Source organism: Enterococcus columbae DSM 7374 = ATCC 51263 (assembly GCF_000406925.1).
In the GTDB taxonomy this organism is placed as follows: domain Bacteria; phylum Bacillota; class Bacilli; order Lactobacillales; family Enterococcaceae; genus Enterococcus_E; species Enterococcus_E columbae.
The window spans coordinates 479,123-495,998 of the sequence record NZ_KE136347.1 but is presented as its reverse complement, the minus strand read 5'-3'; the positions used below and the strand labels follow the sequence as shown (position 1 = coordinate 495,998).

The 16,876-nt window shown below is 36.1% G+C and carries 18 protein-coding genes; 4 read left to right on the top strand and 14 right to left on the bottom strand.

Going from position 1 to position 16,876, the window contains the following annotated elements; translation table 11 throughout:
* Positions 1–21: 21 nt before the first annotated feature.
* The 5 genes from RK02_RS02410 to RK02_RS02390 all read right to left on the bottom strand — a co-directional run bounded on the left by RK02_RS02410 (position 22) and on the right by RK02_RS02390 (position 4,637).
* Entirely contained in the window at positions 22–402 is a 381-nt protein-coding gene (locus tag RK02_RS02410; RefSeq protein WP_026231350.1) for a RidA family protein, read from the bottom strand.
* Entirely contained in the window at positions 402–845 is a 444-nt protein-coding gene (locus tag RK02_RS02405; protein ID WP_016182647.1) for a Fur family transcriptional regulator, read from the bottom strand. Before RK02_RS02405 ends, RK02_RS02410 begins: the two co-directional genes overlap by 1 nt.
* Positions 846–1,103: 258 nt before the next feature.
* A complete protein-coding gene (gene cysK / locus RK02_RS02400) occupies positions 1,104–2,033 on the bottom strand; it encodes a cysteine synthase A (RefSeq protein WP_016182646.1) in 930 nt (309 codons plus the stop codon).
* Between the two features lie 222 nt (positions 2,034–2,255).
* Positions 2,256–4,250 (bottom strand): transketolase, encoded by a 1,995-nt coding sequence (gene tkt / locus RK02_RS02395; protein ID WP_016182645.1) that lies wholly within the window; start codon positions 4,248–4,250, stop codon positions 2,256–2,258.
* Between the two features lie 147 nt (positions 4,251–4,397).
* Complete coding sequence (locus RK02_RS02390; RefSeq protein ID WP_016182644.1) at positions 4,398–4,637, bottom strand: DUF896 family protein; 240 nt, start codon at positions 4,635–4,637, stop codon at positions 4,398–4,400.
* Between the two features lie 172 nt (positions 4,638–4,809).
* Between RK02_RS02390 and lexA the strand changes: the two genes are divergently transcribed.
* Both lexA and RK02_RS02380 read left to right on the top strand, forming a co-directional pair.
* Complete coding sequence (gene lexA / locus RK02_RS02385; protein WP_016182643.1) at positions 4,810–5,427, top strand: transcriptional repressor LexA; 618 nt, start codon at positions 4,810–4,812, stop codon at positions 5,425–5,427.
* A gap of 102 nt (positions 5,428–5,529) precedes the next feature.
* Complete coding sequence (locus tag RK02_RS02380) at positions 5,530–5,778, top strand: hypothetical protein (RefSeq protein ID WP_016182642.1); 249 nt, start codon at positions 5,530–5,532, stop codon at positions 5,776–5,778.
* A gap of 155 nt (positions 5,779–5,933) precedes the next feature.
* Here the strand turns inward: RK02_RS02380 and ahpF are convergent, their stop codons facing one another.
* From ahpF to RK02_RS02335, 9 genes are all read right to left on the bottom strand, one after another.
* Positions 5,934–7,466 (bottom strand): alkyl hydroperoxide reductase subunit F, encoded by a 1,533-nt coding sequence (gene ahpF / locus RK02_RS02375; protein ID WP_016182641.1) that lies wholly within the window; start codon positions 7,464–7,466, stop codon positions 5,934–5,936.
* A 20-nt stretch (positions 7,467–7,486) separates the two neighbouring features.
* Entirely contained in the window at positions 7,487–8,047 is a 561-nt protein-coding gene (gene ahpC / locus RK02_RS02370; protein ID WP_016182640.1) for an alkyl hydroperoxide reductase subunit C, read from the bottom strand.
* 335 nt (positions 8,048–8,382) lie between these two features.
* Positions 8,383–9,354, bottom strand: coding sequence for a hypothetical protein (locus RK02_RS02365; RefSeq protein ID WP_016182639.1), 972 nt, complete (start codon positions 9,352–9,354; stop codon positions 8,383–8,385).
* The gene (locus RK02_RS02360) at positions 9,347–10,201 is read right to left on the bottom strand and encodes a hypothetical protein (RefSeq protein ID WP_016182638.1); all 855 of its coding nucleotides are present in this window, start codon (positions 10,199–10,201) and stop codon (positions 9,347–9,349) included. Before RK02_RS02360 ends, RK02_RS02365 begins: the two co-directional genes overlap by 8 nt.
* A 150-nt stretch (positions 10,202–10,351) precedes the next feature.
* Positions 10,352–10,534: a hypothetical protein gene (locus RK02_RS02355; RefSeq protein WP_016182637.1), complete on the bottom strand. Its 183-nt coding sequence runs from the start codon at positions 10,532–10,534 to the stop codon at positions 10,352–10,354.
* A gap of 62 nt (positions 10,535–10,596) precedes the next feature.
* The gene (locus RK02_RS02350; RefSeq protein ID WP_016182636.1) at positions 10,597–11,109 is read right to left on the bottom strand and encodes a GNAT family N-acetyltransferase; all 513 of its coding nucleotides are present in this window, start codon (positions 11,107–11,109) and stop codon (positions 10,597–10,599) included.
* An 85-nt stretch (positions 11,110–11,194) separates the two neighbouring features.
* Entirely contained in the window at positions 11,195–12,595 is a 1,401-nt protein-coding gene (locus RK02_RS02345) for a glycoside hydrolase family 32 protein (RefSeq protein WP_016182635.1), read from the bottom strand.
* Between the two features lie 27 nt (positions 12,596–12,622).
* Positions 12,623–14,017, bottom strand: a complete 1,395-nt coding sequence (locus RK02_RS02340) for a sucrose-specific PTS transporter subunit IIBC (protein ID WP_016182634.1) — start codon at positions 14,015–14,017, stop codon at positions 12,623–12,625.
* Positions 14,018–14,244: 227 nt separating this feature from the next.
* Positions 14,245–15,228 carry a LacI family DNA-binding transcriptional regulator gene (locus RK02_RS02335; protein WP_016182633.1) on the bottom strand — a complete coding sequence of 328 codons (984 nt, stop codon included), beginning with the start codon at positions 15,226–15,228 and terminating at the stop codon, positions 14,245–14,247.
* Between the two features lie 231 nt (positions 15,229–15,459).
* Between RK02_RS02335 and RK02_RS02330 the strand changes: the two genes are divergently transcribed.
* Both RK02_RS02330 and sdaAB read left to right on the top strand, forming a co-directional pair.
* A complete protein-coding gene (locus RK02_RS02330) occupies positions 15,460–16,107 on the top strand; it encodes a DUF2238 domain-containing protein (protein ID WP_016182632.1) in 648 nt (215 codons plus the stop codon).
* A gap of 97 nt (positions 16,108–16,204) precedes the next feature.
* Positions 16,205–16,870 carry an L-serine ammonia-lyase, iron-sulfur-dependent subunit beta gene (gene sdaAB, locus RK02_RS02325; protein WP_016182631.1) on the top strand — a complete coding sequence of 222 codons (666 nt, stop codon included), beginning with the start codon at positions 16,205–16,207 and terminating at the stop codon, positions 16,868–16,870.
* Positions 16,871–16,876 lie beyond the last annotated feature (6 nt).

Genomic DNA, 16,876 nt, shown 5'->3' with positions numbered 1-16,876 from the left:
ACATTTGCCATCTTTCTTGATTTATTTTGCCATTACTGCAATAATTTCGATTTCAACTAGCACATCTTTAGGTAAACGTGCGACTTCAACTGCTGAACGAGCAGGCAATTGCTCATTAAACAGCGTGCCATAAACTTCATTAAATGCAGTAAAATCATCCATATTTTTCAAAAAACAGGTCGTCTTAACAATTGCATCTGCAGTTAAACCTGCTTCAGTTAAAATTGCTCGGATATTCTTCAATACCTGCTCTGTTTGTTCTTGAATCGTTGTCCCAACAATTTCACCCGTTTTAGGATCTAAGGCAATTTGACCAGATGCAAATAAAAAACCATTTGCAACTCTCGCTTGAACATAAGGACCAATCGCTTGCGGTGCATTTTCTGTATGAATAATCACGATTATTGTACCCCCTCTTTTTGCTCTTTTTGACATTGTTCACAAATACCATATACTTCTAAGCGATGACTGTGTATTTCATGATTCGTTATCTTTCCTGCAGCCATCTCAACATCTTCTAATCCAGGATAATAAAAGTCCGTGATTTTCCCACAACGTTCACAAATAACATGATAATGCGGTTTCGTACTAAAATCAAAACGACTAGATGCATCACCGTACTTCATTTCTTTTAAAAATCCTAAATCAGTAAATAAGCGAAGATTATTGTATACTGTTGCCACGCTAATTCCTGGAAAATTTTCCTTGATTCCGTGATAAATTTCTTCAGCTGTAGGATGGATATGATGCGCAGATAAATATTCTAAAATAGCTATTCGCTGTGAAGTTAGGCGAATATTTTCTGCTTCCAATTTTGAGATAGCTTCATTTAGCGTTACACTCAATTGAATACCCCCAATTTTCTTGATGACTTTATTCTACTATTAATTTAACAATAAAGCTAGCATATTATGCTTAGTGGATGAAACATTTAACCAATCCCTTTTTCAAATTTAATATTCCATTTCATTTAAATAACAAATATAACTAGAATACAAGAAAAAACTAACTAATTTCACAAATCCCAGTCCTTACAAAAACAAAAACCACACATTTTTACAGAAAAAACGTGTGGTTTTACGTTATTATATTCAAAGCTTGGATTAATCTTCAAATTGATATAATGCAGTGGATAAGTAACGTTCTCCGTTATCTGGTAATAAAACTAATACTTTTTTATCCTTAGATAAGCCTTTAGCTACATCATAAGCCGCTTTTAAGGCTGCTCCAGAAGAGATACCTACTAAAATTCCTTCTTGTTTACCAAAGTTACGAGCAGTCAAAATTGCATCGTCACTAGCAACAGGGATTACTTGATCATAAATTTCAGTATCTAATGTTTTTGGTACAAAGCCAGTACCAATCCCTTGAATCTTATGCGCTCCAGGATTTTCACCACTTAATACAGCTGATTCTTTTGGTTCAACCGCATAGACCTTAACTTGGCTGTAAGCTGCTTTTAAAGCTTTACCTACACCACTGATGGTTCCACCTGTTCCAACTCCAGCAACAAATGCATCGATGCCTTCTGGGCCAAATGCTTCAACAATTTCTTTTCCTGTAGTTAATTCATGAATTTTTGGATTTTCAGGATTTTCAAATTGTAATGGCATGAAGTAACCATTTTCTTTGGCTAATTCAGTCGCTTTATTAATAGAACCCTTGATTCCTTCACTACCAGGTGTCAAAATCAATTTTGCGCCATAAGCTTGCATTAATTTGCGACGTTCCACACTCATCGTATCAGGCATTACAATAATCACTTGATAACCTTTGGCTGCTCCAATCATTGACAAACCAATCCCTGTATTTCCTGAAGTCGGTTCGATAATTGTATCGCCGGGTTTTAAAGTACCTGCTTTTTCTGCAGCCTCAATCATGCTTAAAGCGATACGGTCTTTTACACTGCTACCAGGATTAAACGATTCCACTTTTGCATAGATTGTTGCCCCTTCAGCTGGTGAAAATTTACTTAATTTTACAATTGGTGTATGACCTACTAATTCAGTAACTGATTGATAAATTTTTGCCATCTTTCATTACCCCTTTGTCTGATTTGTTTATATTTTACAATAATTACTTTAAAAAAGACAAATGATATTTTTGTATCCAAGCTATTGCGATAACTAATGTTTATCACGATTTTTAAGTAATAAAAATAAAAAAGAGTGACCAGCCTTGATATTTTAAAGACTGACCACTCTTAGTATTTCCTTTAATAGGTTTTGCTATAAAAGAAATGTATCAACTTTTAATTAGATTGATTTATACACATTTACCACGTTTTCAACTGTAAAGCCAAATGAAGCTAAGACCTTATCGCCAGGAGCAGACGCACCAAAGCTATCAATCGTAATCGTTTTTCCTTTACATTTTACATATTTTTGCCAACCAAAGGATGAACCGGCTTCGATGGCGACACGTTTTTTCACGCCACGTGGTAAGACGCTATCTTTATATTCTGCGCTTTGTTGTTCAAATCGTTCCATACTTGGCATAGAAACAACCGAAACATCGATGCCTTCTTCAGCTAAAGCTTTTTGGGCTTGCACAGCTAGGTAAACCTCTGAACCAGTTGCGATTAAGATGCCTTCAGGTTTTTCCCCTTTTTGAGCAGAAATAACATACGCACCTTTGTCTACATTTTCGTCCGCAAATTCTTTTGTTCCTTCAATAACTGGTAAGTTTTGACGACTTAACACTAAAACAGTTGGCGTTTCTTTAGAGGTTACAGCTAGTTTCCAAGCTGCACGGGTTTCATTCCCATCAGCCGGACGAATCACTTGTAGGTTTGGCATGCTACGTAGGCTAGATAATTGTTCAATTGGTTCATGGGTTGGGCCGTCTTCCCCTACTGCCACTGAATCATGTGTTAATACATAGATAACCGGTGCTTTTTGGATGGCGGCTAAACGAATGGCTGGGCGTAAGTAATCCACGAATACAAAGAAGGTGCCTCCATAAATCTTCGTTCCTCCATGTAATTGAATCCCATTCATCGCAGCGGCCATCGCAAATTCACGTACACCAAACCAGATATTGCGTCCTTCGTATTGACCTGGTTCAAAATCTTTTTCTGCTGCTACCATGGTGTTGTTAGAAGCAGATAAATCTGCCGAGCCTCCCCATAAGCTTGGGATTGCTTTAGATAAAGCTTGGATCATTTCTTTACTTGATACACGACTAGCTTGCGCACTGCCCACTTCATAGTGTGGTAGTGCTTGATCCCAATCTTCAGGCAACTCACCGGCAAAGGCTTGCTTGAATTCTTTGGCTAATTCTGGATAGGCTGCTTCGTATTGGGCAAATAATTCATTCCATTTACCTTCTGCTTGTTGACCTTTTTCCACAATCGCTTCATGGAAACGAGCTTGTACTTCACTAGGTACGGTAAATTCAGGATATTCCCAGCCATAAGCTTGTTTGGCTGCTTGAATGCCTTCTTGGCCTAATGGTGCACCATGAACTGCAGAAGTGCCTTGTTTTGGTGCGCCGAAACCAATAATCGTTTTCACTTCAATCAGAGTTGGTTGCGCTAAATTAGCTTTTGCGTCTTCAATAGCTTGTGAAATAGCGGCTAAATCATTGCCATCTTCGACTAAAATATGTTGCCAGCCATACGCTTCAAAGCGTTGACCAACATTTTCAGTAAAGGCTTTGCTAGTTGGGCCATCTAATGAAATATCATTTGAATCATATAGTACGATTAATTTACCTAATTTCATGTGTCCAGCCATTGAACAAGCTTCTTGAGATACACCTTCCATTAAATCACCATCACCACATAAAGCATAGGTATAGTGATTCATGATATCGAAGCCTTCACGATTATATTTAGCGGCTAAATGGGCTTCAGCCATCGCCATCCCTACAGCCATGGCAACACCTTGTCCTAATGGTCCAGTAGTAGCTTCAACCCCATCGGTATGATGAACTTCAGGATGTCCAGGAGTTTTACTTTCCCATTGACGGAAATTTTTTAAATCATCAATCGTTACTTGATATCCGGCACAGTGTAATAAACTATATAATAATGCAGAACCATGACCTGCCGATAGGATAAAGCGGTCGCGGTCAACCCAGTTACGTGAAGTTGTTGGGTTAATTTTTAAATGCTTGGTCCATAAAGCATAAGCCATCGGTGCAGCCCCCATTGGTAAACCAGGGTGACCTGAATTAGCCTTTTGAATTGCATCCATACTTAAGGTACGTAAGGTATTTACGCCCAATTGATCAATTGTGTCAAACATCGATATGCCTCCTAAACAATTATAGTTATTTTTACTTTAATTACGCTTTCATTATAGCGAACTATGACTAAAATAGCAATACCCACTTAAAGAGAATCAGTCTCAAGTCAACGTAATAGCCTTATTTTCAAACTCAATTTTAAACTACTAGCGATTATGTAATCCTTTTTCTTTTTGGATTTTTTTCAATTTTTCTGGTGTTACATCATTTCCCTTTAAATCTACTACCTTCATTCCTTCGATATGATGACGCATCCCCCCACGAAAGGCTGCCAAATATTCCTGACGTAGTTCATGTTGTTCAGCCGTTTCCTCGGGAGTTAATCCTTGTGTTTTTTTCTTTTTCGCCAATTCATTAATACGGGCGATTTTTTCTTTAGAAAGCATTGTATAACGTCCTTTCTTCATAGCTTCTTTCTTTATCCATATTAATACAAATTACCAAAAAAACCAAATAATACTTAATCACTTGTTCGAAGCCCATAGATATTTTAAGCGAACATTCGTTTGATATATTAAGATAGATATGATAAAATGGCTGTAAAGGACGGTGTTTGACATGCCCAGACATAATGAAGATAGACAGATTAATATCTTAAAATATATCCATTCATTTTTAACAGAAAAAAACTATCCCCCAACTGTACGCGAAATCGCTCAAGCCGTTAACCTGGCCTCTTCGTCAACTGTTCACGGTCATTTATCTCGACTTGAAAAAAAGGGATATATCCATCGTGATCCAAGTAAACCTAGAGCCATTGAATTAACGAAAATTGGCTTAACTAAAATCGGCGCGACCATCACACAAATTCCGATGGTTGGAACAGTCACTGCGGGTAATCCAATTTTGGCCGTTGAAGAAACAACCGATTATTTCCCTATTCCACCTGAATTAAAAAACGAAAGCGAGCCATTGTTCATGCTCACTATTCGCGGGGAAAGTATGATTAATGCAGGGATTTTAGATGGTGATCAAGTCATCGTTCGTAAACAAAATACTGCTAAAAATGGGGATATTGTCATCGCAATGACCGATGAAGACGAAGCCACCTGCAAAACCTTCTACAAAGAAGCGGATCATTTCAGACTACAGCCAGAAAATGATTACATGGAGCCTATTCGATTAAAAAAGGTAACCATTCTCGGTCTGGTGGTCGGTTTATATCGTAACTATTAATCTTCTCAATTTGAGGAGATTTTTTTATTTTGCTATTTACAATGCGAACAAATATTCGTATAATATAAATACGAACAAATATTCGCATAAAGAGGGATTACGATGAAATATATGAGAAGATTAGCTTTATTAATGATTATTTTCTTTGTTGGTTTGTTTTTAGGGACTTCAAGTGACTATAATAACTTCCTTTTCTATACACCATTATTAATTTTATGGATTATGGCTTGGGATGATCGTCGAAATAAACGTCTAAAAAGAAAAATACGCCGCCAACGAGCAGCTTTACGCCAAACACATTATTACTCCTTGTATCCTAGCGAGGAAGATCATTTACTTTATAAACATTAATGCCGATATTAGATCGTCTAATTTATAATAAACACTGTAAATACACATTTACTACATTCAAACTATACATAGTCTACAAAAAAGCGAAGATTCACTCCCTACTTGCGGGATGAATCTTCGCTTATCTTTTAATATTTATGAGTTAACGCCTTTGATTAATTACGAATCAAATAATCAAAAGCACCTAAAGCGGCTGTTGCACCAGAGCCCATTGAAATAATAATTTGCTTATAAGCACTGTCTGTACAATCACCCGCAGCAAATACCCCTGCTAAACTTGTTTGTCCATGCTTATCAACAATAATTTCTCCACGGTCTGTTGTTTGAATCGTTTCAGGTAACCAATTGGTATTTGGAACTAAACCAATTTGAACAAATACGCCAGCTAAATCAATCCGATGTTCGCTATTGTCTGCACGATCAGTATAAATAATTCCTTCTACTTCATCATTACCAACAATTTCTTTTGTTGCCACATTTTTAAGTACTGTGACATTTTTTAATTGTGCTAAACGATCTTGTAAAACTTGATCAGCCTTTAATTCAGGTAAAAATTCTAAAACATACACATGTTCGGCTAAGCCAGCTAAATCAATCGCTGCTTCAATCCCTGAATTTCCACCACCGATTACAGCCACTTTTTTATTTGTAAACAATGGACCATCACAGTGAGGGCAATAGGTTACCCCTTTGTTTCTAAAGGCATCTTCACCTGGCACATTGATATTACGCCATTTTGCTCCTAAAGCTAAAACGATAGATTTGGCTTGTAAAACAGCCCCATTTTCTAATTCAACCTCGAGAAGATCATTTTTACGAATATCTTTGGCGCGTTGGCCTTTCATGATATCAACTGGATAGGCTTTTACATGCTGTTCAACTTGTGCCATCAATTGTGGTCCTTCAGTATATGGTGTGCCGATCATATTCTCAATTCCGACAGTTTCCATCACCTGACCACCAAAAGTTTCAACTAACATTCCAGTTTTAATTCCCTTACGTGCTGCATAAATAGCTGCACTTGCACCGGCTGGGCCACCACCAACCACTAAAACATCGAAAATATCTTTGTTATTGAAGGTACTAGCATCTTGTGGCCCACTAATTTTTTCTACTAGCTGCTCAATACTCATCCGACCACTGCTAAACTCAGCGCCATTTAAAAAGACTGTCGGCACAGCCATAACCTTCCGTTCGTCAATCTCTGCTTTAAACATGCCGCCTTCAATCATGGTATGTGAAATTCGTGGATTTAAAACTGAAAGAATATTCAAGGCCTGAACAACATCAGGACAATTATGACAAGTTAGACTAACATAAGTTTCAAAATGTAAATTACTTTGAATCGATTGAATGCGTGTAATCAATTCATCTTCAATTTTGGGCTTGCGTCCAGCAACCTGTAAAAGAGCCAAAATGAAAGAAGTAAACTCATGTCCCAAAGGTAAGCCAGCAAAAGCCACCCCACTAGGCTCTTGATTTTTACGATTTACTTGAAAAGAAGGGGTACGATCTAAGGCTTTTTCAACGAGTGAAAGCTTGGGTGACATTTCAGCAATTTCAAGCAAAAATTCCTTCACCTTTTGACTATCTTCATCGTTACCAAGGCTGGCCACAAATTCTACATCTGATTCTAATAGCTCAAGATACTGAGCTAATTGTGATTTTATTTCAACATCTAAAGCCATTTATCAAAACTCCTACCTAATTAGATTTTACCAACTAAATCCAAGCTTGGTTTTAAGGTTTCTGCGCCTTCTTTCCATTTTGCTGGGCAGACTTCTCCTGGATGAGTACGAACATATTGGGCTGCTTTAATTTTATCAATCAACGTACTTGCATCACGACCAATACCATCTGCGTTAATTTCAACTGCTTGAACAATACCATCTGGATCAATAATAAATGTTCCACGTTGCGCTAATCCATCTTCACCTAACACTTCAAAACCAGCTGAAATGACATGTGATGGATCTCCAATCATAATATATTCTAATTTTGAAATAGCCTCTGAATGATCATGCCATGCTTTATGCGTGAAATGAGTATCTGTAGACACAGAATATACTTCTACTCCTAATTGTTTTAAGGTAGCATATTGTTCTTGTAAATCTTCTAACTCAGTTGGACATACAAAGGTGAAGTCAGCTGGATAGAAGCATACGATACTCCATTGACCTTTAAAATCTTCTGATGAAACTTCAATAAATTCACCATTATGAAAGGCATTTGCTTTAAATTCGATAATTTCTTTTCCGATTAATGACATATTGCTATTCCTCCAAATAATTATTTATCTTACTTGAGATTTCGTTATCTCGTTACCACTATAACCAAAATTACGCCATCGGTCAACTATTTTATAATTATTATAAATAAAATTAGGGATATTTTCGTTAAAAAATCGAAATTTACTTTCAACAGGACTTATAATTATCATTTATTCCTATGTATTCTCAATCAATTATTATTTGATTCGTGATAGCTAAGCGATTTCACTTCTATGATTTTGATTTATTTTTGTTTTTAAACCAAGTGCTATTTATCATAAAAAAGTTGCTAAATAACCTGATAGCCATATTTAGCTATCAGGTTATTCACTACTTATTTGGCCCCGATTAATAAAGGCACTAAAAATGGATAACTAGTCAAGAAATCTAAAATAGAGCGTCTTTGCGTTGCTGTTTTGATTGCTAATTGTGCAATATCATGCTCATCAAGCTGAATTTGTACTTCCTGCTGATGATCAAGTAACACTTGATACTGTCGGTCAGCTAAAAGATTAAAATCATAACTATCCTCTTCCATCGTATCAATGAATAGCTGATCAATAATTTTAGTATTCACAGGATTTTGACTGGTGAAATGGGTATCTAATTGATAGGTATTATCTAATAAGCTACGTTCTACTTCAAACCCTAATTGTCGTGCATAATTGAGCAGTTGGTTTAAGTCATGGTTAAACAAAGCCAGTTGATTACGCGAATAAACGCCTTCTTCATACCATAAACGGATAAAAACAGCTATTTGATGATCAAAAATTTCTACTGTTGTATGTTCAAGATCAAAGGCAATTAACGGAATAAATTCTGGAACAACTCGCTGATCTAACCCATTCATCTGAATTTCAAAGATAATCCGATTTTTTTCATCAAGATGATGTAACACTTGAAAATGCTTAGCACTCCACAAATTAAAGTTATTTCCTTTATTTAAACCTTGATGCGCTAATGGGCGAAGGAATTCATAGCTTAAATATTCCACTAAAGTTTGTTTAGCCAATGTAGAAATCGCTTGCTCTTCAACTAGATAAGCATGAAATAGCTGAGTCAATGTTGAAAAATCAGCTTCCATTATTTCTTTACGTAATTTTAAATCACGTAATTCTAATTCAGCTGCTTCAATAAGCGTCAAGATTTTTTGATGATCACGTACCTTCGTTTCATCATAATGCGTCTCAAAGGAAACTTCTAGTGAAGGAATAGCTGGCTTGTCAAAAGCCTCAGCCTTATGCTCAGCACTAAAATGCACCACTTCCTTGGTAGTTACCTCGACATTTGGCGTTTGCTCAGGCATATTCGTTTCCCTCCTCTTTTGGCTGTAAATAGTCAGCAATAAACTGCATTAATTCCGCTTCTAAATGATCAATTGATTGGGCATGCTTTTGTAATAGTCGCAATTCTTTTTTTATCAAAGCACGGTGTAACTGCAAGGCAAAATATTCTGCTTGCATCTGTTCTTTCATTTCAGCTTGTTGCGTTTTATCAGTGATTTTATTTTTGATTTGCTTGATACGTTCAAGTAATTTTTCTTTAGAATTCAACAATTGTTGATACTCTTCTTCATTTTTCACTCGATTAAAAATCGTTTTTTGTTGTGCGGTCTGCTCAATTTGCTTTTCTAATTGCTGTAAGGTTGTCTCCAATTCAGCTACCTCAGATTGCCAAGTCAGGTTTTGAACATCAATTTGATTCATTTTGTTCTCTATTTTAAGTAATTCCGATTGATCATTGGCATCAAAATTTCTCCATTCATTCAAAACAGTTGATTGAATATAAATTTTTGGTACACTAACATCCATTACAATGGTTGGCCGCTGATGATAGTACTGATCAATCTTATAATAATAAATAGTTGGTGAAACTTTCTGTATCAATTGCATGTATGGAAAACGAGCAAGAAAACCGTGATGCAATTTTTTAGCTAGTAAATCATCAATTTCATGGTTTTGATTGGATGTCTCTTTTAGTTCTTTGTGCAGTTTTCCTTGATAAATTCGATAGATTTCAGCCACATTTTCAGTTTGAATGGCTACCTCAAAAGCCTTCAAATCTTCAAGTAACTGACCGATATTTTTTGAAGCAGTTTCCTTCGCTTCAACAAAACTCAGTTCATCTTGCTTATACTCATTTTCATTGAACATAGCAGCTCCCCCTCTTCTAGTATTCTTTTATTTTATCATTTTTCCATAGATATTCATACCTGTAAAATTATTTGATTGCATGAGCGCAAATAAAAAGAGTTAGGTTTAATTCCTAACTCTTCATTCTGCATTTTAGTTTACATAATATTTTTATTTTTCTTTTGTTGTAAAACGAATGCGTCGCTCTTGATCACGATGTAGCAAGGTTTCTTCTTTTAGATAACTAAAAGTTAATTGATCAATTTCTGGATTTTCTAGCATTTGTTCATAGCCTTTAAAAATATCTTGAATATATTTTTTATAGGCTTTTTTCTTTTTCATTCTTTTCTTCATGTGACACCGTCCTTCAACACTATATTAACAATTCTATCTCAATATCTCAATTGTTTTTTAGCTTATCCAAGATATAATTGATAAGCCAAGCGTTCCCCAAATGGAATGGGAAAAACTACTTGTCCACGGTATTGAAAACCATTAGCTAAAATAACTTTTTGCATACCGATATTCAATTCGTGAGTATCAATACGAATATCTTGGTAATCGAGCTGTTGACATTGTTCAACTAGGTGCTTCAAGAACAGCTTGGCGATGCCTTTTCCCATAGTTTCCGCACTAACAGCAACCCGGTGAATCGAAATATACGCTTCATTTCCTTGCCAAGTACCATCGATTGCTGTATAAACTGGATCAATTCCTTCAACTAGCGCTGCCACAGCCAAAATTTTTTCAAGCTCATCGACAAATACGTAGAGCTGTTGCTTGTTGATGTCTTGCTTGATTTGCTCTACTTGCGGTCCATAGCCATTTTGCCACTGAGGTGAGCCTTGTTTTCCGATATAGGCAATCGCCGCATTAAAAATTGCCATAATTTCCTGTAAATCATTCATTCGTGCCAAGCGTAATTGCAAATCAATCATCCTTTCGAGATATGCTTAAATAAAAAAGAAGCAAAAGAACTGATTACAAATAGTTCCTTCACTTCTATTTACTATATTAAGCCTCAATAGTCAATGGCTTTAACTCATAAACAACCATTTCTTGAGTGGATTGAGCAGCAAAAGTCACTTCTAGCTGTTTTTGTTCTACAAATGAGCTAAAAAATCTAGCTGAAGCTACTGATTGACCATCATTTAAGAACAATTCACTAACTGAGCCATCAATAAACCATTGGAGATTCTTTAATGCCGAAGTTAGTTGCGTTTTACGTTCTTCTAGCTGATTCGTATACCAATTAAGTCGAGTCAATTTTAAAGAAAAATCGGTAGCATCATAAGATAAAGTAAGATTTTCGTCAATAGTCAAATCAAAACTAGCTAATCCTGTTGGCTGACTAATGAGGATTTCCAGCTGAGAAGAATGAATGACTGTATTTAAAGCTTGATCAACAGTAAACACCTGTTTTTGCTTACGTAAAGCAGTCAATTCCTCTACCGGCTTTTGAAACAACTGATTGTCTTTTAGATGAAGGGTGCGCGGAATGGTTAAACAATGCAGCCAACCTTCAGTAACTGTTGGCATTGATGATTCAAACTCAGGTTGAGTAATCCCCATCCAACCATAAGATATAACTCGATTTTCATCATAAAAGCTTTGAGGCGCATAATATTCAAAGCCCCAATCCACCTCACGCATATCCATATTGGGCGTGAAATGATTTTCTTGAAAATCACCAGTTAAATAAACAGTCTGATAAATATTTTGGTAATTATCACCAGTGGCTTCTATACCCTGTGGCGAATAAATAAACAATGCTTGATCCTTTTGAACAATCAAATCTGGACATTCCCACATATAGCCAATTTGCGAAAGCTTGCTTGTATCTGTGATTAAATCGCCCATACTTTCCCATACAATTGCATCTTTAGAACGATAAAGCAAGGTCGTTCCCGTCAAATTTTCACGCTGAGCGCCTAGAACCAGATAATAGCAAGCCTCTTTTTCGTCATACCATACTTTGGGATCACGAACATGGCGAGTAAAGCCTTTTGGATGCTCAAAAATTGGCCCTTTCTTTTCAAAGGTAAAGCCATCATTTGAAACAGCCAAGCATTGATAGCTATGTTTTTCTCCGGCTTCATCAATTACATTACCGGTATAATAGAGATGTAGTTGATTCTCTATAATGATTGCACTGCCTGAATAAACCCCATCTTTATCATACCAAGCATCAGGAGCCAAAGCAATTGGCGCCCGATGCCAAGTTATAAGGTCTTCAGAGTAGATGTGCCCCCAGTGTTTATTTTTATGAATCGTATCAGCTGGATTTAATTGATAAAATACATGATAGATTCCTTCATATTTTACTAAACCATTTGGATCATTTAGCAAGCCTGCCAAAGGTGTAATATGAAAACCAACGGGATATTTTGAATCCTTTACTTTTCCATCTAACATCTGATATTCCCTTTCTAATTTTGTTTTTTACGCGTTTTCTTGCATTTTATCGCTATAGCCAATTGTATAAGTCAATGCAAAAGCTACCCCAATTGCTACCAAATTAGCTAATAAATATTGGAATAATTGACCATTTAGATATAATAACGTACCAGGAATAACTGTGATTGACATACCTGTACCTGCTAATCCTAAAATATTAGCAACAAAACCACCAGCGGCACCACCGATTAAGCCCATTACAAATGGTTTAACATAACGTAAGTTTACCCCAAAAATAGCTGGTTCAGTAATTCCTAAGAATGCTGATAAAGCTGATGGGAAGCATAGTGCTTTTAATTTAGCAGATTTAGTTTTTACCCCAACAGCTAAACAAGCCGCACCTTGCGCAGCAATCGCACATGTGATAATTGCGTTAAAGGCATTTTTACCCGTATTGGCTAATAATTGTACTTCTAAGAAATTAAAGATGTGATGCACACCAGTTACCACGATTAATTGGTTTAAGAAACCGATAATAATTCCGGCTAAACCAAATGGTAAATCTAACACAAATTCAGTAGCATTCAAAACAACGGTTTCAAGTGAGTGGAATACTGGTCCAATCGCTAATAACCCAAGTAAACTCATTACTAATAAAGTTAAGAATGGTGTTAATAATAAATCAAAAGTATCCGGAATTACTTTACGTAAACGTTGCTCTAATTTTGCTCCTAGTAATGAAGCGAAGAAAGCTGGTAAAACAGTTCCTTGATAACCAACAATCGGAATAAAGCCCATTAACATAATTGGTTTAGCGGTTCCTGCTGCTACAGCATAAGCATTTGGTAATGAAGGGTTAACTAACATCAAACCTAATACAATACCGATAACTGGACTACCACCAAATACTCTAAAGGTTGACCACGCAACTAAAGCTGGTAGAAAAGCAAAAGCTGTATCCGTTAACACTTGCGTATATAATAAGAAATTTGGATCAATTGACTTAGGTGTCATACCAAAAACACTTAAAATTTGTGGTTGCGTTAATAACCCACGCAAGCCCATAAATAACCCAGTTGCTACTAATACAGGAATAATTGGGACAAAGACATCCCCAAAGGTACGAATCATTCGTTGGAAGACATTTCCAGATTTAGCTGCTTGCGCTTTCATTTCGCTTTTAGAAGATTCACTCACACCTAAAGCAACAACTTCTTCGTAAATCTTGTTGACTGTACCAGTACCAAAGATGATTTGATATTGACCAGAGTTAAAGAATGCCCCTTTTACTTTTTCAATACTCTCAACTGTTTTAGTATCAATTTTAGCTTGATCATTAACCATCAAACGTAGACGCGTTGCACAATGGGCGACACTATTGATATTCTCCTTTCCTCCCACAGCTTCGATAACTGCTTTTGCAATTTCACGATTTTCCATATAATTCTTCCTTTCTATCCGGTACCGTTCCCACATCGATCAAAAAAATAAAAATAAGAGCTTTCTTCGTTTGTGTGGAACCGTTCCCTTATTACGATTTGAGTATAGCATTTTATTGAAATCGTTGTCAATATTTTTTTCAAAAAATTTTTTAAATTTTTTGAAGTTGTTAGCCCTATCGTTTATCTTTAGCTTAAATAAAAAAGCAGCCTCATTAGGTCTGCTTTTTATTTAATATAGCCTACGCTCTCACGATGAATCATTTCAGTAGCAATCGTGGTCGTTTCTGGGATGGGTTGTTTCTTCAGCATTAATTCAACATATTTAGAAGCCATTATCCCCAATTTTTCATGGTGAAGGTCAATAGTTGTTAGCGTTGGATAAACATATTCCCCAGTTGGATGTCCCCCAAAACCAGCAAATGAAACGTCTTGACCGATTTTTAGTCCTAAATGATGAGCGGCCTTCATTAGACCGATAGCGATATTATCGGTTGCTCCAATGTAGAGTGTCTCGCAAGTAGCAGGCAAAATACTTAAACCTAACTGATAGGCATCTTCAACCATAAACGTTGATTCGTACACTTTTATCTCATTGATACCAATTTCATTAAATCCATCAATTACGCCACGTTTACGATGAACCCCTACTTCAATATCATTCTCAGTAACACCCACATAAGCAATTTTTTTATGGCCATAACGTTGTAAACCTAGAGCCATTTGTCTGCCGGCAAAATAATTATCTTGTGTTAAGGTCATCAAACGTCGATCCTTTTGACCCAACACTAAAACGGGTGTCTTAAGCTGATTAATCGCTTTAAGATGTTCTTCAGTAATCGCCACTGCCATCAGCACGATTGCCGCAATTTTATTTTGTTGTAAATTGTATAAGCTTTCAATCTCGCGTTCAACCGTTAGCTCAGAATTCACCATCATGATTTGCCGGCCATATTCACGTTCGCTTTTTTCTAAGCCAGAAAGCATCCGCACTACTGAAGGAGAGTCCAAACGTGGAATAATTACGCCTGTAAAACTACTTTTTTGTGATTTCAAATTGCGCGCAAACTCATTGGGGGTATAATTATATTTCTGAATGATTGCTTCAATTTTTTTGGCCGTTTCTTGACTCACATACCCTTGATTTAGATATCTTGAAACCGTACTTTTAGAAACTTTGGCTTCTTTGGCAATCTGATTAATTGTAACCATTATTTCTCCCCCCGTTAATAAATTTATTTTTAAATACTACATTAATCACAATCAAACTAAAAATATTCTCACTTAGATGATTATACCTAGAATTATTAAGATAAACAAGAAATGAATATAGTAAATATATAATTATTTTATATAACATATAATAATTTTTTATAGAACCAGGTTATTCTTCGCTTAATCCATTTTATCTTGATATAATCCTTTCAAAGGAGCGTGATAAATGTGCTGAAAATACAACGCTATCTAGTAATATTCGGTCTGATAACAATTATTTATAATCTCATTTGTATTTTCAATCAAAAGCTATCGATTAAAAACGGTACCACTATAATCTTCGAAGGTTTATTAGGCATTTTATGTCTATTTCTTCCCAATCTACTAATGAAGCTTTTAAAAATCTCTTTTCCCTCAACGCTCAAATCTATTTATTTCCTTTTTATTTTCATATCGGTATTTTTAGGTACATGTTTACATTTTATCTCAAAAATTCCCCATTACGATAAATTACTACATGTAACAAGTCCGATATTATTCACCTTGATTGGCTATGGGCTCCTCGCTTCATTTCTTCCAAAAAATAAGCAGCCCCTTTCACCCTGGTTATTCTTAATTTTTGGGATGGCCTTTGCTGAAATGTGCGGTGTTTTTTGGGAGTTTTGGGAATTTGGTTGTGATCAGCTGTTAGGAATGAATTTGCAACGTTTTGCGCTAAGTAAAGGCATACCATTGATTGGGCGACAAGCACTCATAGATACCATGGGTGACTTATTTGCTAACACATTAGGTGCAATGCTTACCTTGCTTTATGCTTTTTTCAAGAGCAAAAATAACCCAAAATTTTTCTTTCATTTTAAGATTTCGATTAAATAAAGATTAATTTATTTTTCAGTCCATCCTTCAACTATTTAGCAATGGAACAATTAGTGTTATAATCATTTCTTGAATAAAGTAACAAGGGGCGCAAAATATGGAACATTTAAAATATCGTAGTGTCTTTGACATCATCGGTCCAGTAATGGTTGGACCAAGTAGTTCCCATACAGCTGGAGCTGCTAGAATTGGTAAAATTGTTCGCACCATCTTTGGCGAACAGCCAGATAGTGTAGATATCTTGCTTTTTGAATCCTTCGCTAAAACCTATCGAGGACACGGAACAGATATTGCTCTAGTAGGTGGTTTATTAGGGATGGAGCCAGATGATGAACACTTGGCTGATTCATTAAAAATCGCTTATGAAAGCAACATGGAGGTCCTCTTTGTACCAAAGAAGGAAAAGGCTGAACATCCCAACTTGGTCAAAATGATTCTAAAAAAAGGGAATCGTACAATGAGCGTCACCGGTATTTCTATCGGTGGGGGCAACATTCAAATTTCTGAATTAAACGGCTTTAAAATTTCACTAACGATGGGTACCCCAACTATTATTACGGTTCACCAAGATGTACCAGGCATTATTGCGCAGGTTAGTACCACGCTTTCCAACCTTAATGTCAATATCGGTACCATGACAGTAACTAGAGAATCTAAAGGTGAAAAAGCCATCATGATTATTGAAATTGACGAACGACAGCCAGAAATTTGTCAACAGCTAAAACAGCTCGCCCATATTGATTCTGTAACATACTTTGACTAGGAGAAA

Coding starts and splice junctions, on each gene's coding strand:
- RK02_RS02355 (WP_016182637.1), bottom strand. CDS start 10,534: ATGAAGAAAAGAATGAAAAAGAAAAAAGCCTATAAAAAATATATTCAA.
- RK02_RS02390 (WP_016182644.1), bottom strand. CDS start 4,637: ATGCTTTCTAAAGAAAAAATCGCCCGTATTAATGAATTGGCGAAAAAG.
- RK02_RS02345 (WP_016182635.1), bottom strand. CDS start 12,595: ATGTTAGATGGAAAAGTAAAGGATTCAAAATATCCCGTTGGTTTTCAT.
- RK02_RS02335 (WP_016182633.1), bottom strand. CDS start 15,228: ATGGTTACAATTAATCAGATTGCCAAAGAAGCCAAAGTTTCTAAAAGT.
- lexA (WP_016182643.1), top strand. CDS start 4,810: ATGCCCAGACATAATGAAGATAGACAGATTAATATCTTAAAATATATC.
- RK02_RS02360 (WP_016182638.1), bottom strand. CDS start 10,201: ATGTTCAATGAAAATGAGTATAAGCAAGATGAACTGAGTTTTGTTGAA.
- ahpF (WP_016182641.1), bottom strand. CDS start 7,466: ATGGCTTTAGATGTTGAAATAAAATCACAATTAGCTCAGTATCTTGAG.
- ahpC (WP_016182640.1), bottom strand. CDS start 8,047: ATGTCATTAATCGGAAAAGAAATTATCGAATTTAAAGCAAATGCCTTT.
- RK02_RS02365 (WP_016182639.1), bottom strand. CDS start 9,354: ATGCCTGAGCAAACGCCAAATGTCGAGGTAACTACCAAGGAAGTGGTG.
- cysK (WP_016182646.1), bottom strand. CDS start 2,033: ATGGCAAAAATTTATCAATCAGTTACTGAATTAGTAGGTCATACACCA.
- RK02_RS02340 (WP_016182634.1), bottom strand. CDS start 14,017: ATGGAAAATCGTGAAATTGCAAAAGCAGTTATCGAAGCTGTGGGAGGA.
- sdaAB (WP_016182631.1), top strand. CDS start 16,205: ATGGAACATTTAAAATATCGTAGTGTCTTTGACATCATCGGTCCAGTA.
- RK02_RS02380 (WP_016182642.1), top strand. CDS start 5,530: ATGAAATATATGAGAAGATTAGCTTTATTAATGATTATTTTCTTTGTT.
- tkt (WP_016182645.1), bottom strand. CDS start 4,250: ATGTTTGACACAATTGATCAATTGGGCGTAAATACCTTACGTACCTTA.